The sequence below is a fragment of the Actinomycetospora callitridis genome (genome assembly GCF_028737265.1).
Classification (GTDB): domain Bacteria; phylum Actinomycetota; class Actinomycetes; order Mycobacteriales; family Pseudonocardiaceae; genus Actinomycetospora; species Actinomycetospora callitridis.
The window spans coordinates 161398-176133 of the sequence record NZ_JAQZAK010000006.1 but is presented as its reverse complement, the minus strand read 5'-3'; the positions used below and the strand labels follow the sequence as shown (position 1 = coordinate 176133).

At 73.9% G+C, this 14736-nt stretch carries 14 protein-coding genes; 5 read left to right on the top strand and 9 right to left on the bottom strand.

What is annotated here, in order from left to right:
• Positions 1-24 precede the first annotated feature (24 nt).
• Positions 25-1404 (bottom strand): carotenoid oxygenase family protein, encoded by a 1380-nt coding sequence (locus tag PH191_RS19795; protein ID WP_274196336.1) that lies wholly within the window; start codon positions 1402-1404, stop codon positions 25-27.
• A gap of 59 nt (positions 1405-1463) precedes the next feature.
• Between PH191_RS19795 and PH191_RS19790 the strand changes: the two genes are divergently transcribed.
• Positions 1464-2003 (top strand): PadR family transcriptional regulator, encoded by a 540-nt coding sequence (locus PH191_RS19790; protein WP_274196335.1) that lies wholly within the window; start codon positions 1464-1466, stop codon positions 2001-2003.
• 26 nt (positions 2004-2029) lie between these two features.
• On the opposite strand, the gene PH191_RS19785 is transcribed toward PH191_RS19790, so the two are convergent.
• Genes PH191_RS19785 through macS form a run of 3 tightly spaced genes read right to left on the bottom strand, consistent with a single transcriptional unit; the run spans position 2030 to position 4547 of the window.
• On the bottom strand, positions 2030-2695 hold the full coding sequence (locus tag PH191_RS19785) for a VC0807 family protein (protein WP_274196334.1): 666 nt from the start codon (positions 2693-2695) through the stop codon (positions 2030-2032).
• Between the two features lie 47 nt (positions 2696-2742).
• Positions 2743-3381 carry a response regulator gene (locus tag PH191_RS19780; protein ID WP_274196333.1) on the bottom strand — a complete coding sequence of 213 codons (639 nt, stop codon included), beginning with the start codon at positions 3379-3381 and terminating at the stop codon, positions 2743-2745.
• The gene (macS, locus tag PH191_RS19775; RefSeq protein ID WP_274196332.1) at positions 3381-4547 is read right to left on the bottom strand and encodes a MacS family sensor histidine kinase; all 1167 of its coding nucleotides are present in this window, start codon (positions 4545-4547) and stop codon (positions 3381-3383) included. Before macS ends, PH191_RS19780 begins: the two co-directional genes overlap by 1 nt.
• 198 nt (positions 4548-4745) lie before the next feature.
• Between macS and PH191_RS19770 the strand changes: the two genes are divergently transcribed.
• A complete protein-coding gene (locus tag PH191_RS19770; protein ID WP_274196331.1) occupies positions 4746-5876 on the top strand; it encodes a hypothetical protein in 1131 nt (376 codons plus the stop codon).
• Positions 5877-5903: 27 nt separating this feature from the next.
• On the opposite strand, the gene PH191_RS19765 is transcribed toward PH191_RS19770, so the two are convergent.
• Positions 5904-6416 (bottom strand): hemerythrin domain-containing protein, encoded by a 513-nt coding sequence (locus tag PH191_RS19765; RefSeq protein WP_274196330.1) that lies wholly within the window; start codon positions 6414-6416, stop codon positions 5904-5906.
• 72 nt (positions 6417-6488) lie between these two features.
• The gene (locus tag PH191_RS19760) at positions 6489-6977 is read right to left on the bottom strand and encodes a hypothetical protein (protein ID WP_274196329.1); all 489 of its coding nucleotides are present in this window, start codon (positions 6975-6977) and stop codon (positions 6489-6491) included.
• A gap of 909 nt (positions 6978-7886) precedes the next feature.
• Here PH191_RS19760 and PH191_RS19755 point away from each other — a divergent pair.
• Positions 7887-8204 carry an adhesin gene (locus PH191_RS19755; protein WP_274196328.1) on the top strand — a complete coding sequence of 106 codons (318 nt, stop codon included), beginning with the start codon at positions 7887-7889 and terminating at the stop codon, positions 8202-8204.
• Between the two features lie 41 nt (positions 8205-8245).
• Here the strand turns inward: PH191_RS19755 and PH191_RS19750 are convergent, their stop codons facing one another.
• Positions 8246-9223 carry a DUF6925 family protein gene (locus tag PH191_RS19750; RefSeq protein WP_274196327.1) on the bottom strand — a complete coding sequence of 326 codons (978 nt, stop codon included), beginning with the start codon at positions 9221-9223 and terminating at the stop codon, positions 8246-8248.
• A gap of 8 nt (positions 9224-9231) precedes the next feature.
• Positions 9232-11787, bottom strand: a complete 2556-nt coding sequence (gene valS / locus PH191_RS19745; RefSeq protein WP_337994082.1) for a valine--tRNA ligase — start codon at positions 11785-11787, stop codon at positions 9232-9234.
• A gap of 158 nt (positions 11788-11945) precedes the next feature.
• On the opposite strand from valS, the gene PH191_RS19740 reads away from it, so the two are divergent.
• Together PH191_RS19740 and PH191_RS19735 are read left to right on the top strand one after the other, a co-directional pair.
• Entirely contained in the window at positions 11946-12896 is a 951-nt protein-coding gene (locus PH191_RS19740; protein WP_274196325.1) for an NADP-dependent oxidoreductase, read from the top strand.
• Positions 12897-13009: 113 nt separating this feature from the next.
• Positions 13010-13945, top strand: a complete 936-nt coding sequence (locus PH191_RS19735) for a hypothetical protein (RefSeq protein WP_274196324.1) — start codon at positions 13010-13012, stop codon at positions 13943-13945.
• 14 nt (positions 13946-13959) lie between these two features.
• Here the strand turns inward: PH191_RS19735 and PH191_RS19730 are convergent, their stop codons facing one another.
• Positions 13960-14724, bottom strand: a complete 765-nt coding sequence (locus PH191_RS19730) for a maleylpyruvate isomerase family mycothiol-dependent enzyme (protein WP_274196323.1) — start codon at positions 14722-14724, stop codon at positions 13960-13962.
• Positions 14725-14736: the final 12 nt, after the last annotated feature.

Sequence of the window (14736 nt, the reverse complement as noted above, 5' to 3'; positions counted from 1 at the left end):
CCCGGCTATAGCCGGGAACTTCACTCACATGGGGTCGGGAATCCAGCTGCCGTGGAAGCCCGAGGGCACGCCGCGGGGGAGGGTCACCGCGGCGACCGCAGGCCCGCCGACGTCGGTCGCGTCGAGCACCAGCAGCTGGGACGCCGCGCCGTCGCGGGTGGTGGTGATCGTCAGCAGCCAGCCGTCGTCCTCGGCGCGACCGGGCGCCTCGGACGCCACGAACACCGCCTCGCCCGCCACGACGTCGGGGCCCAGCTCGTGCGCGGCCAGGGTGCCGTCGCTGTCGACCTTCACCACGGCGCCGGCCCGCTCGCCACCCGCGCCGCGATCGGCGACGGCGTAGCGCCAGCGCGACGGGCGGCCCACGAGCGCCTCGTCGATCGTCGGGAACTCGACGCCCCGCTCCTCGAGCGCCGTCTCGGTCACCGAGCCGTCGCGCGGGTCGAGCACCCAGCGGTGCATCCGGGCCGCGCCCGTGGCCGCGGCGGCCGCCGCGGGGTCGCCCGGCACGGGCCCGCCCCACATCACCCCGACGTCCGCCGGCGCGTAGCGCGCGCCGTCGACCACCACGCGCCCGTCGTCGTCGGTGTGCGCCCCGCCCACGTGGAAGACGTAGCAGGGGTCGACGTCGAACCACGTCACCGCGCCTGCCGGGTCGTCCTGGCGCATCACACCGAGGCGCGCGCCGTACGACTCGTCCCAGCCGAACGGCATGCCCGTCGCCATCCGCTCCCACTGGAAGGTCATCGGCAGGTCGAGCCACACGACGTGCTCGGCGGTGACCGCGAAGTCGTGCATCATCGTCGGCCCCGCGACGTCGACCCCGCGGCTGACGAGATCGCTGCCGTCGGCGGAGAGCCGGTGGTAGGTCAGGAACGGCGGGAACGGCGAGTAGCCGAAGAAGTGCAGGTCGCCGCTGACCGGGTCGGTCTTCGGATGCGCCGTCATCGCCGTGGTGAGCCTGCCGTCGAAGTCGCAGGGCCCGACGGTGCCGAGGTCGGCGTCCACCTCGTAGGGCAGCCCGTTCTCGACCAGCGCGAACAGCCGCCCGCCGTGCTCGATGACGTGGGTGTTCGCGGGGACCGCGGCCAGGTCGACGCCGGCCTCGGACAGGAACGGGTGCCCCTCGAGCGCGCGCGTGCGCACCCAGCGGTTGCGGTACCACTCCGCGCGCCCCTCGCGCAGCCGCACGCCGTGCAGCATCCCGTGCGCGGTGAAGAGGTGGCCGGGCTCCTCGCCGAGCAGCCGGTTGGGGCCGTTGCGCAGGTAGCGCCCGGTGAGCTCGGGCGGCAGGCTCCCCTCGACGGGGAGGTCGACGGCGTCGATCTCGTCGGGCACCGGGGCGAACCGCCCGCCCAGCTCCGGGCGACGTCCGATCGGGGTGGGGGTGGGCGTGGTGGCCATGCGCCCCACCCTCAACCTGTCCATACAGACATGTCAAGACGGACTGGTAGCGTCGCGTCATGTCGCTGCGCCACGCCCTGCTGGGCCTGCTCGCCCAGGGCCCGGCCAGCGGGTACGACCTCACCCGCGCCTTCGACGGCGGCATCGGTCGCTACGCCTGGCAGGCGGGCCACAGCCGCATCTACCCCGAGCTCGCCAAGATGACCGAGGCCGGCCAGGTCGTGGTCGACGAGACGGGGCCGCGCGGGCGCAAGTCCTACGCGCTCACCGAGGACGGGCGCGCCGAGCTGCGCCGGTGGATGTTCCACTGGCCCGAGCAGGCGACGGTGCGCGACGAGACGGTCCTGCGCATGTTCCTCGTGCAGTCGCTGGAGCCCGACGACGCGCGCACGCTCCTCGAGGGCATCGCCGCGCACTGCGCCGCCGAGATCGAGGAGCTGCGGCCGCTGATGGAGGCGGAGGACGCCGAGCACCGCGAGGGCGATCCGCTCCCCTTCGGACGCCTCGCCGGCGAGTACGGGCTCCGGCAGTACGAGGCCGTGCACGGCTGGGCGACGTGGAGCCTGGAGCGCCTGGTCGGCGTCGGCGCGGCGCGCTGAGCGTCAGGCCCCCCAGGCCTCCGATCTCAGGCCGCGACCTCGTGCTCGGCCGCCCAGGCGCGAGCCTGGGCGCCGGCGCGCTTGCCGTACCAGCCGTTCCACACCGACAGGCCGACGATCACCGTCACCATCATCGCCGTCGACAGGCCGACCATGACGTCGATCGGCAGCAGGTAGATCAGCGGGACGCGCACGATCGCCTCCAGGAGCAGACCGACGCCCCACACCACCGCGCTGCGCCGGAACATCCGCCGGATCGGCGGCAGCGTCCGGTAGAAGCCGTCCATCTCGGCGGCCTCCTTCGGCTGCCACGTCTGGAACGCCGACAGGGTCAGCGGCTTGCCGAAGAACAGGCTCGCGAGGAACACCAGGCCGACGAGCGCCGTGCCGAACGAGTCCTTGACCAGCAGGAACCGCGGGTCACCGCCGACGAACGCCAGGGCGAGACCGAGGCCGAACACGGCGAGCATCACCGCGGCGAACCACGTGATCTCGCGGCTGCGCACCGCGACCCAGGCCAGGCGCAGGCCGGCGGCGAGCGTCGCGACGAGCAGGGCCACCCAGTCCGACGCGCCCAGCAGGTGCAGCGCGTAGTAGCCGACGAGCGGGACGCCGACGTCCCAGAGCAGGCCCGAGAAGTGCGTCAGGCCGCCGGGGCGCCGCTCGTCCGCGGCGGCGGTCTCGTGCTCCATGGCGAGGAGCATCCACCTGTCCGTCGCGACATGTCAATCAGGACATGTCACTCGTCGGCGTCCAGACCACGCTCGATGGCATATCTCGTCAGCTCCACGCGGTTGGTGAGCTGGAGCTTGCGCAGGGAGTTCTGGACGTGGTTCTCCACGGTCCGGTGCGAGAGCGTCAGCCGCGTGGCGATGGCCCGGGCTGTCAGCCCCTTGGCGACGAGGCGCAGGACCTCGGTCTCGCGCGGGGTCAGCCGCGGCTCGTCGGGGCCCTCGGACTCGAGCCGCCGGTACTCGCCGAGCACGAGCCCGGCCAGCCCGGGCGAGAAGACGGCCTGCCCCCGGGCGGTGCGGTCGATCGCGTCGACGAGCTCCTCCATGCCGGCCGACTTGACCAGGTAGCCCGACGCGCCCGCCCGCACGGCCTCGAGGACGTGGCCGTGCTCGGTGCTCGCCGAGAGCACGAGGACGCGGGTGTCGGGCAGCGCCTCCCGGATCGCCGCCGTCGCCTCGGCGCCGGAGAGCTCCGGGAGCTGCAGGTCCATGAGCACGACGTCGGGCCGCACGGCGCGCGCGATGCGCACCGCGGCGGCCCCGTCCGGGGCGGTGGCGACGATCTCGACGTCGTGTTCGCCGAGGTCGCGGGCGACGCCCTCGCGCCAGATCGGGTGGTCGTCGACGACCATGACGCGGACCATCACGCCTCCTTGCGCGGAACGACGATCTCCCACTCCGTGCCCTCGCCGGGGCCCGTGTGCAGCGACAGGGTGCCGCCGAGATCCCGGACGCGACCGCGCATCGATCCCGCGACGCCGAGGTGGCCCTCCGCCGCGGCCTCCTCCAGGCGCCCGTCGGGGATGCCGGGGCCGTCGTCGCGCACGCTCACGGTGACCGCGTCGTCGTCGGCCTCGACCAGCACCCACAACCCGGCGTCCGGGGCGTGCTGCGCGGCGTTGGTGACGGCTTCGCGGAGCACGGCGGCGAGCTCGTCGACGGCGGTCGCGGGCAGGGGCACCGCGTGCGCGGGCACCGCCAGCGAGGCGTGCGTCGGCAGCACGCCGGCGAGGCGCGAGGACAGGTCGACCGTGCCGTCGGCCGCCGGTACGGGGGCCGAGGTGATCAGCCGGCGCAGTGCGACCTCCTGTTCCCCGGCCAGGCGGGCGAGCTCGACGGCGGGCGCGTCGACCCCGTCCCGGGCGAGCTCGTCGCCACGGCGGCGCACGAGCGCGAGCACCTGCAGCACGCCGTCGTGGATGTCGCGGGCCAGCCGTTCGCGCTCGGCCGTCGCGGCCTCGCGGGCGGCGGCGGCGCGCAGCTGCTCGACCGAGCGGCGCATCGTGTCGGCCGCCAGCCCCACGGCGAGCCCGGCGACGAGCAGCAGCTGGGCGTCGAAGAGCAGGTCGGCGTCGAGCGCGCGGCGCACCCCGAACAGGACGGCGAGGGTGACCACCGCCCCGGCCAGACCGCCCCGCCACCCGAGGGCGATCGCCATCGCGAGCACCGGCCCCGCCGACCACACGGTGGTGATCACCGAACCACCGGCGTCGACGCGGTCGGGGGTGTCGACGAGCAGCGTCGACGCGGTGGCGAGCGCGGTCAGCAGGAGGTCGGCGACGGCGGTGGCCGGGTCGCCGGAGCGCAGGTAGCGCCGCGAGGAGATTGCGGTCCAGACGGCCATCGCGGCGACCACCACGATCCCGAGCACCGGGCGCGCCCACACCTCGTAGAAGCGCACGAGGTTGACCACGGCCGCGACCAGCGCCACGACCCGGTAGACCACGAGCCCCCGCCACAGTGGCACGAGGTGGGGGTGGACGAGGTGGGGATGGGTGCGGGCGCGCGGGGAGGCGTCGGCGGTGATCACGACACCTCCCGTCGGTGCACCTCCCCGGGCGAGGAGCGCGAGCGTAGCGGACCCGGCACCGGCCAATCGCCGAACGGACTATCCCTCTGGATCACTCGTGAGTGAAGATCCCGGCAACCGGGTGACGCAGCGCGTTCGTAGACCGAACAGACGAGTGAACGTTAACCTGTTCGGACTACGACGGGTGAAGGGGGAGACGTGGACCGGTGGGTCATGGTGCTGGAAGCCGTCCCGGGCTCCTCGGCGGCGATCCGGGTGGACGACGCGGAGTACCGCACGATCGACGTGGAGCTCGCCGACGGCGACGCCGAGGTGCTGGGCGCCTCGCTGGCCGAGCTCGTGGCCGCCGAGGGCAGCCAGCCCGACCACCTCGTGCTCGTGGTGCCCGGCGATCTCGACGAGCACCGCTTCGCGGTGCTGACCGAAGCCGTCAGCCTGGCGGGCCTGCCCGATCCGTCCTGGCTGCCCGAGGCGGTGGCGTGGGCCGGCGACCAGCTCGCGCGCTCGGCCGCGGGCACGCCGGCGGTCGTCGTGGACACCCGGGGCGACGAGCTCGCCGTGTGGCCGGTGCGCGCCGCCGACGACGGGGTCGAGATCGCCGAGGGCGGCGCGGTCGACCTCAACGCGCGCCTCGACGGCCTGCTCTCGGGCGTCGTGCACGCGAAGCTCGCGGTGGTCGCCCCGGAGCTCGCCGACTCGCTGCGCGACCGCTCCGACGCCGTCGGCCGGCGCGACGCCGCCCACCTGTCCCGCGAGCTGCGCGAGGCGCGCCACATCATGTGCGTCTCGGACGGCGAGGAGCTGGTGGTGACCGCCGGCGAGGCCGAGGTCTACCTCACCCGCAGCGAGTTCACGCGCCTCGTCGAGCACGCCCTGCTCGAGATCATCACCGACGGCCTCGGCGACGACGTGACCGACGTCCTCACGATCGTCGTGGCCGACCGTGAGACGCCGGTCGTGGAGCACCTCGCCGACCCGGAGGGCGTCGACGCGACCCTGCTCTGGGCACCCCCCGAGGCCAGCTCCCTGCCGTGGGCCGCGGCCCTGGTGCTCCCCCGGCACGAAGAGGACGCCGGCCCGGTGGACGACCCGTGCCCGACCGACGGCTTCCCGCTGCCGGACGGCGCGCTCGTACCCCTGCCGCGCGCCGACGGGCCGCGCGGCGACCGGCCCGGCTGGGTCGTGCCCGCGCTCTCCACGCTCCTCGTCCTCGTCCTGGCCGGGTCCGCCGCGGTGCTCGTCACAGAGCCCGACATCCCGGGGATCACGTCGAACGCCGACGCCGTGTCCCCGGTCGGCTTCGACCGGACCGGGAACCCGCCCCGCTGACCCGGATCGACGTCAGCCCGGGCGGCGTCAGGAGGAGGTGACGGCCTCGACGTACTTCTCGGGGTCCTTCTCCTCGAACGACAGCCCGCGCCCACCGGCGTGCTCGACCTTGAACTGCTCGAACTTCGCCCCGAGCTCCTGACGGAACGCCAGCGACGTCACCTTCCGGAAGGGCTCGAGGTCGTCGCGCTCCTCCTCGGCCATGTGGTGGTTGTTCGCCTGGTCGGTCTCGTCGATGGCGTCCCACCACTCCTGGCTGCCGACCGTCGCCTTCCGCGCCTTCTCCGTGCCCTCGCGGATCTCGTCGTGGTCACCGACGGCGTCCTCGGTCGCGGAGGCGTTCTCGTCGTCCGCCCGGCGCGCCATCGACGGGTAGAAGTGCTGCTCCTCGGCGGACGCGTGGACCTCGAGGTGGATCGCCAGCGCGTTCCAGACCTGCTCGGCCTTCTCGGGCTGCTCCCGCAGGTCCGCGAGGCGCAGGAACTGACGACGGAACCAGTCGTGGTCGTCGAGGATCATCTCGGTGATGTCGGCGGACATGGATACCTCTCGTTCGCGTGGTGGCACCGACGTCCTACCCCGGGCCGCCCGGCGCGAACCGGTAGGCAAGCCTCACCGGGCGTGGACGGACCCCGCCGGGTCGACGAACCACACCTCGGCCCCCGCGCCCGCCAACGACGTCGCGCGCTGCTCGGTGAGGCTGCGGTAGCGCCGCGTGTCGGGCAGCGCGATGACGATGCGCGCCCTCGGGTGTGCGCGACGTCGCTGCGCCGCCGCCTGCTCGGCGCCGGAGAACCAGTCGCCGGCGATGGTCGTCGGATGCGTCCGCGCGCCGTCGGCGGGCCATCCCGTGACCTCGACGTGCACGTCGTCGCCGTCGAGCGACGCGACGAGGTCGCGGGTCGGTCCCTGCCCGTCGACCGTGGCCGACCGCAACGTCGCACCTCGCCGTACCAGCCAGTCCGCGACGAGCGCCTGCACGTTCGCCACCCGCGACCACGCCTGCAGCACGTCGAACGGCGGCGGCCCGCAGGTCGGGGCCTCGGGTTCGCTCCGCGACGTCGCCGGGGTGAGGACCTCGTGGGCCGGCTCGGTCTGCACGGCGTCGGCCTCGGGAGCCGCGATCTCGGCCGTGCTCTGCGGCTCGGGGGCCGGTTCCCTCGGGGATGACGCTTCGGTTTTCGAAGCGTCCGCTGCGGGGGTCGTGGCCTCGGGGGTTCGGCGGCTGCTCTTCGATCGGGTCGTCGCCGTGGTCGGTTCCGTCGCGGAAGATGCTTCGGTTTTCGAAGCGTTCGGCGTGAGGGTCGTGCTGTCGGCGGTTCGGCGGGTGCTCTTCGATCGGGCTGATGCCCGAGCCGGCTGCCCTGCGGGCGACGCTTCGATTTCCGAAGCGTTCGCAGCGGGGGTCGCGACGTCCGCGGTCGTCCGGTCGCGCTTCGCGCGGTTTCCGTTCCGACCCCGTCGCGTCGTCGCCGGGGTCGTCTCCGTTGCGGGCGATGCTTCGGTTTTCGAAGCGTCCCGCGCGGGGGTCGTGACGTCGGCGGTCGCGCCGCCGCTCGTCGACGGTGTGGCCTTCCCCGTCCGACGGCCTCCGGTCCCGCGCGCACGGAGCTCCGTGGGCGTGGTGTCAGGCGTCGGGTCCGGAGCACTCGGCGCGGCCGTCGTCCGACCCCGGCGGCGGGCGGGAGGGGTGGGGCGGCGGTTGAGGATCGGGCGGGTGCCGACGCGTTCGAGGGCGCCTTCGGCGACCAGGCGGCGGCAGAGCTGGTTGACTGTCTGGGGGCGGGTGCCGTCGCCGAGCGCCTGGGCGAGGGCGGCGTCGGAGAGGCCGTCCGGTGACGCGTCGAGCATTCGGAGTACGGCCGCGCGCTGATCGGTGGGGTCTGGGCTCACCGGGAGGGCCATTCGGTCGTTCCCCTCCGTGTTCGGGCGTGGAGCTGGGGATTCGGTCGCGTGACGGCACGCGCATCCACGTGCGTGACCAATCCGTGATCCGTATGGTAACGAGGCATGCTGGCACTGACGGAGACGGCGGCCGAGGCGATCTCGACCATCCTCGAGACCAATGAGATGCCTGAAGGGTCGGGTCTGCGCATCGCGGCCACGCCCAACATGGCGGAGGAGGGCCTCGAGCTCTCCGTGGCGCCCACCCCCGCGGCGGACGACACCGTGCTCGAGGGTGGCGGCGCCGTCATCTTCCTCGAGCCCCAGGCCGCGTCGGCCCTGGACGACAAGGTGCTCGACGTCGAGCGCGTCCCGGACGCCGAGCGCGGCGACGGCGACGAGTTCCGCTTCGCGATCACGCCGCAGTCCGAGCTCCAGGACTGAGCCACCCCGCTCACCGCCGGCCCGGTCACGACTGGGCTCATCTACTGGGCGGGGTCGTGGGTGAGCGGCTGATCGTGGCCGTCCGCCCGCTCCCGCGGGATGTGCCGTCGCCAGGCCTCGACGTGGGGATGATCGGGCGACAGCTCCTCGCACTGCCGTAGCGCCAGCTCCACCGCCGCCCGGTACTCCCGTCCCAGCGCCCAGGCGGGTGGTTCCGTCGACGTCGCCAGCGCCTCCTCGACCGCCGCCTTGGCCGCCACCACCGCCGGATCGCCGAACCGAGCCAGCATCTCCTGGCCCCGGCGGTGCCGGTCGACGCGCGTCGGGATGCGTCGCCCGTCGACGGCTCGGGTCGGGTGCGGGAGATGGATGGTGGCGCCCGGCGCGTGACCGGGCGGGATCGTGTCGGTCGCCGCGTGCGTCCGGCCGCGCGCGAGCAGGCGCGGCAGCAGGTGGGTGTGCGGCCCGTCCGGGCTGACGCCGGTCGCCGGCGGGATCGGGGTGAACACCTCGAGCCGCGCGATCCCGGTGCGGAACACGCGGTGCGGGCCGGCCTCGACCAGCGCCGCGGCCAGGTGCCCGGCCTCTGCGAGGGGGCGTCCCTCGACCGCCCGCAGCTCGGCCAGCAGCGACGCCTCGCCGGTCCGCACGCACGCCTCGAGGTGCGGCGCGCCGACGCCGAGGTCGACCAGCACCGCGTCGCGGTCCCCGGCGCGCAGCGCATCCTCGTCGGGCCCGAGCTCGGTGATCACCGACCGTCCGCCCGAGGGCAGCAGCAGGCAGAGCGCGACGGCCTGGCTCCAGCTCTCGCCGGCCCGCCGCTCCCAGGCGACCGGCAGGACGTCGTCGGTCAGCGTGACGGCGACGCCCCCGCGCGGTGTGACCACCGAGGCCCGACGCGGCGCGTGCACCACGTCGGCGGGCTCGTCGGGGTCGCGCAGGAACTCCGCGAGCGCGCCGAACGTGCCGACGCTCCAGCCCGCGTCCGGATCGTCGACCCAGTCGAGGAGGTCGTCCACGGGCGAGGTCAGCCGGTGGGGGCGCCGACGGTGGTGACGAGCTCGCCGTCCGCGGACACCACGAGCTCGACGTCGCGCACCCGCCCGGCGGCCCGGACGTCGGCGAGCGCTGCGCGCAGCGCCTCGAGCGCGGCCGGCGCGGCCTGCACCGAGAGGCTCTCGACCTCGGTGCGGATGGAGAGCTTCTGCTCGGACTTCGCCCGGCGGATGCTCCCGATGACGTCGGACGCGACCTCGAGGACCTGCGGGTCGGCCTCCGCGGAGGTGGCCAGCTCGTGGATGTCCGGCCAGGGGGCGCAGTGCACCGAGCCCTCCTGCCACCACGACCAGACCTCCTCGGCCACGAAGGGCAGCACCGGCGCGAACAGCCGCTGGAGCACCCGCAGCGCGGCCGCGAGCGTGGCGCGCGCGGAGTCGCGTCCGGCCTCGTCGAACTCCCCGTAGGCACGGGACTTGACGAGCTCGAGGTAGTCGTCGCAGAAGAACCAGAAGAACTGCTCGGTGGCCTCGAGCGCGACCGCGTAGTCGTAGCCGTCGAGAGCCGTCGTGGCCTTCTCGACCACCTCGGTGAGACGGGCGAGCAGCGCGCGGTCCAGGGGCATCGTCACCGCGGTGAGGTCCGGCTCCCCGGCCGGCACCCCGACACCGAGGATGAACTTCGAGGCGTTGAGCAGCTTCATCGCCAGGCGGCGACCGACCTTCATCTGGCCGCGGTCGAACGCCGTGTCGACGCCCGGCCGCCCGCTGGCGGCCCAGTAGCGCACCGCGTCGGAGCCGAACTCGACGAGCAGGTCCATCGGCGTGACGACATTGCCCTTGGACTTCGACATCTTCTTGCGGTCCGGGTCGAGGATCCAGCCGGACAGCGCGGTGTGCGCCCAGGGCAGGCTGTCGTGCTCGAGGTGGCTGCGCAGCACCGTCGAGAACAGCCAGGTGCGGATGATGTCGTGGCCCTGGGGGCGCAGGTCCATCGGGAAGACCCGCGAGAACAGGTCGTCGTCGATGCTCCAGAGCCCGGCGATCTGCGGGGTCAGCGAGGACGTCGCCCACGTGTCGAGGATGTCGCGGTCGCCGGTGAAGCCGCCCGGGACGTCGCGCTGGTCGGCGGTGAAGCCGGGCGGGAGGTCGGTCGAGGGGTCGACGGGCAGGGTGTCGTCCGACGGCGTGAGCACCTCGTCGGGCAGGACCTCGCCGTCGGCGTCGAGCCGGTACCAGACCGGCACCGGCACCCCGAAGAAGCGCTGACGGCTGACCAGCCAGTCGCCGTTGAGGCCGCGCACCCAGTCCTCGTAGCGGTGGCGCATGTAGCCCGGGTGCCACTGCAGCTCCTGGCCGCGGGCGATCATCTCGTCGCGCACGGTCGCGTCGCGGCCGCCGTTGCGGATGTACCACTGGCGGCTGGAGACGATCTCGAGCGGCTTGTCGCCCTTCTCGAAGAACTTCACCGGGCGCGTGACGGGACGGACGTCGCCGACGAGCTCACCGGTCTCGGTGAGCATCGCGACGATCCGCTCCTTGGCGGTGTGCACCGTCGCACCGGCGAGCTCCTCGTAGCGCTGCCGGCCGAGCTCCGAGGTGATCCAGTCGGGCGTCTCGCGCAGCAGCCGGCCGTCGCGGTTGATCACCGTGCGGTTGGGCAGGTCGAGCTCACGCCACCACTGGACGTCGGTGAGGTCGCCGAACGTGCAGCACATGGCGATGCCGGCGCCGCGGTCCATCTCGGCCGCCGGGTGCGCGAGCACCGGGACCTCGACGTCGAACAGCGGCGAGCGCACCGTGGTGCCGAACAGCGGCTGGTAGCGCTCGTCGTCGGGGTGCGCGATGAGCGCGACGCAGGCGGGGATCAGCTCCGGGCGCGTGGTCTCGATGAACACGTCCGCGTCGTGACCAGAGGAATCGGCACCGTGGTAGGCGACCCGGTGCCACGCGCCGGTGTGCTCGCGGTCCTCGAGCTCGGCCTGTGCCACGGCGGTGCGGAACGTGACGTCCCACAGCGTCGGCGCCATGGACACGTAGGCCTGGCCGCGCTCGACGTTGCGCAGGAACGCGCGCTGGCTGATGGCGCGGGCCCGGGCGTCGATGGTCTGGTAGCCGTGCGACCAGTCGACCGACAGGCCGTTGCGGCGCCACAGCTCCTCGAACGCCTTCTCGTCCTCGGCCGTGAGCGTCTCGCAGAGCTCGACGAAGTTCTTGCGCGAGATCGGGACCTGCTGCTTGCCGGGCTTCTCGGGCGGGGTGAAGTCCGGGTCGTACGGCAGGCTCGGCTCGCAGCGGACGCCGTAGAAGTTCTGGACGCGCCGCTCGGTGGGCAGGCCGTTGTCGTCCCAGCCCATCGGGTAGAAGACGTGCTTGCCGCGCATGCGCTGGAAGCGGGCCACGATGTCGGTGTGGGTGTAGCTGAACACGTGCCCGACGTGCAACGAACCGGACACCGTCGGCGGCGGGGTGTCGACCGAGTACACCTGCTCGCGCGTGGCCGTGCGGTCGAACGCGTAGGTGCCCTCGTCCTCCCATACGCGCGCCCACCGGTCCTCGAGGCCGTCGAGGGTCGGCTTCTCGGGCACAGCCGTATCGGATCTGGCTGTGCCGGGCTCGGACTGCACCATGACGCCCAGTTTACCGACGGGGTCCGGCGCGTTCCCGGCCTGCTCGCCACGCACGCAGCGGAGCGGAGCTGCGCAGACGGGGTGTGCCCGCGGCGGTCCCGGGGCACGCGGGGGACATGCCCACGACGATGCGCGCGATCACCCAGGACACCGCCGGCGGGCCCGAGGTTCTGCACCTCACCGACGCCCCGGTCCCCGAGCCCATCCCCACCGAGATCCGGGTCCGCGTGACGGCCGCGGGCGTGAACCCCGTCGACACCAAGGTCCGTGCGGGCGGCGCCGGGCTCGGTGACGACATGACCTCGCCGCCGTTCACGGTCGGCTGGGACGTGGCCGGGGTCGTCGACGCCGTCGGCATGGGCGTCACGCGCTTCGCCGTGGGCGACCGCGTGTACGGGATGCCCTGGTTCCCGCGGCAGGCCGGCGCCTACGCCGAGTACGTCACCGCCCCGTCCCGCCAGTTCGCGCGCATCCCCGACGACGTCGACGACGTGACCGCCGCGGCGACCCCGCTCGCCGCCCTCACCGCCTGGCAGATCCTCGTCGACACCGCCGACGTCCAGCGCGACCAGCGGGTGCTGATCCACGCCGCCGGCGGGGGCGTCGGCCACCTCGCGGTGCAGATCGCGAAGGCCCGCGGCGCCTACGTCATCGGCACCGCCTCGGCCGGCAAGCACGCCGACCTGGTCGCGCTCGGGCTCGACGAGGCGATCGACCACCGCACCGAGGACGTCGCCGAGGCCACGGGCGACATCGACGTCGCCGTCGACCTGACCGAGACCAACGGCCCCGCCTCGCTCGCCGTGATGCGCCCCGGCGGCCTGCTGGTCTGCGTGCCCTCCGGCGTGCCCGAGGGCCTCACCGCGCGCGCGCACGCCGAGGGCAAGCGGGTCACCGACTTCCTCGTCGAGCCCGACGGTGTCGCCCTCACCGGGATCGCCCGGCTCATCGACGAGGACGTCCTGACGGTCCGGATCGCCGGCACGTTCCGGCTCGAGGACGCCGCCGCCGCGCACCACGAGCTGGAGAAGGGCTCGACGTTCGGGAAGCTCGTGCTGACCCTCTGAGGAGCGTTCACTCGTTGCGGTGACGGCGCTAACGGATCGTCGCCCCCGACGACATCAGCGGCAGGTCCGCCACCCGGCGGACACCACGCATCTCGTCGGGGGATACGCACACCATGACCACCGTCCAGCCGCCGCGTCACCGCGCTCCCGCCGAGACCTCGGCGCCGGTCGAGCCGCCGACCATGCCGATCCCGCGGGCCGCGCTCGACGCCGCCCGCGCGGCGGCGGTGCCGGCCCCCCGGATGGCCCCGGGTCCGGGGATGGCGGGGATGGCGGCCATGCCGGGTATGCCCCAGCCGTCGGTGCCGCCGCGCAACGGCCTGGGCATCGCGGGGCTGGTGCTGGGCCTGTGCGGCCTCGTGGTCGGCCTGATCCCGCTGTTCGGGATCGGCGCGATCCTGCTGGGGATCGTCGGCCTGGTGCTCGGCCTCGTCGGCGTGCAGCGCGCCCGTCGCCGCGTCGCCACCAACACCAGGACGGCCGTCAGCGGGGTCGTGGCCTGCGTGCTGGCCGTCGCGCTCGGGATCACCGGCATGGTCATCGTGGCCGACGCCGTGACCCAGCTGGGCGAGGACCTGTCCGCGATCGGCGCCACCACCCCGGCCGTCTCCGGCACGCCCGACACCTCCGACACCTCCGGCACCTCCGGCAGCTCCGCCCCGGCCACGTCGGCGGTGGGCTTCGGCCAGACCTTCACCTACGCCGACGGCCTGGCCGTCACCGTCGACCGGCCGACCGCCTACGACCCCTCGAGCTACGCGGCCGGGAACACCAACCCGCACGCGTTCCAGGTGACCGTGCGCGTCACCAACAACACCGGCCGGGCCTTCGACCCCACCCTGCTGTCGGTCGCGATGTCGACCGCCGGCGCCCCGGCCTCCCAGGTCTTCGACAGCGAGATGGGCCTGCCCCCGCAGAACCAGCTGCAGCCCGGCCGCAGCCTCACCTACGACGTCGCGTTCTCCACGACGACCGACGCGGGCGAGGCCCAGGTCGACGTGGTGCCCTCGTTCGACCACGAGCACGCGGTCTTCACCGGGTCGCTGTAGCTCCAGCGCCCCGACTACACGGCCCCCTGCTCGCGCCACAGCGTGAGCAGCTCCGAGGCCCCGAGGACGTCGACACCGGCGTCCTCGGGGCGTCGGCGGCTCGTGAGCACGGTGAGCAGGGCGCCCGCCGGACCGCGCACCGCCGCGTCGCTCTTCCGGTGCGCGTGCTCGATCACCGGGCCCTCGGCGCCGAGCGTCACCACCCACTCGCCGGCGCCGTCCAGCCCGTCGTCCGTCGCGTGCAGGTGCAGCGTCGCGCCGTCCGCGCGCAGCTCGGGACGGCGCTTCGCGCCCATCGCGATCATCGCCAGGTGCTCGTCGACGGCGTCCACGGCGATCACCGGGTCGACGCCCGCCAGCACCGGACCGCCCGCCGCGAGCTCGGCGTCGGCGCGGTGCACCAGCGTCTCGTGGCACTGGCGCCGGGCCCAGAACGAGACCGGCACCATCGTCCCGAAGCCGCCGACCACCGTGTCCTCGCCGGCCGTGCGGATCGCCTCGGTCACCGTCGCGGCGCCCTCGAGGAGCCAGGTGGAGACCTCGTCGTCGGCGGTGGGCATCGGCGGGTCGGTGGGCCCCCGGCGGACGAGCTTCTCGCCGGGCCGGGACACGGTGCCCGCGCACCAGCGGTGCACCGCGCCGAGGTGCTCGGCGAGGTCGCGCACCGACCAGTCCGGGCACGACGGGACCCGCGCCTCCTGGCCGGCGGCGCGCACGGCGTCCGCGAAGGCCGCGGTGTGCAGGACGATCTCGTCGGAGTAGCGGGCGACGGTGGGCATGGCGCCCATTCT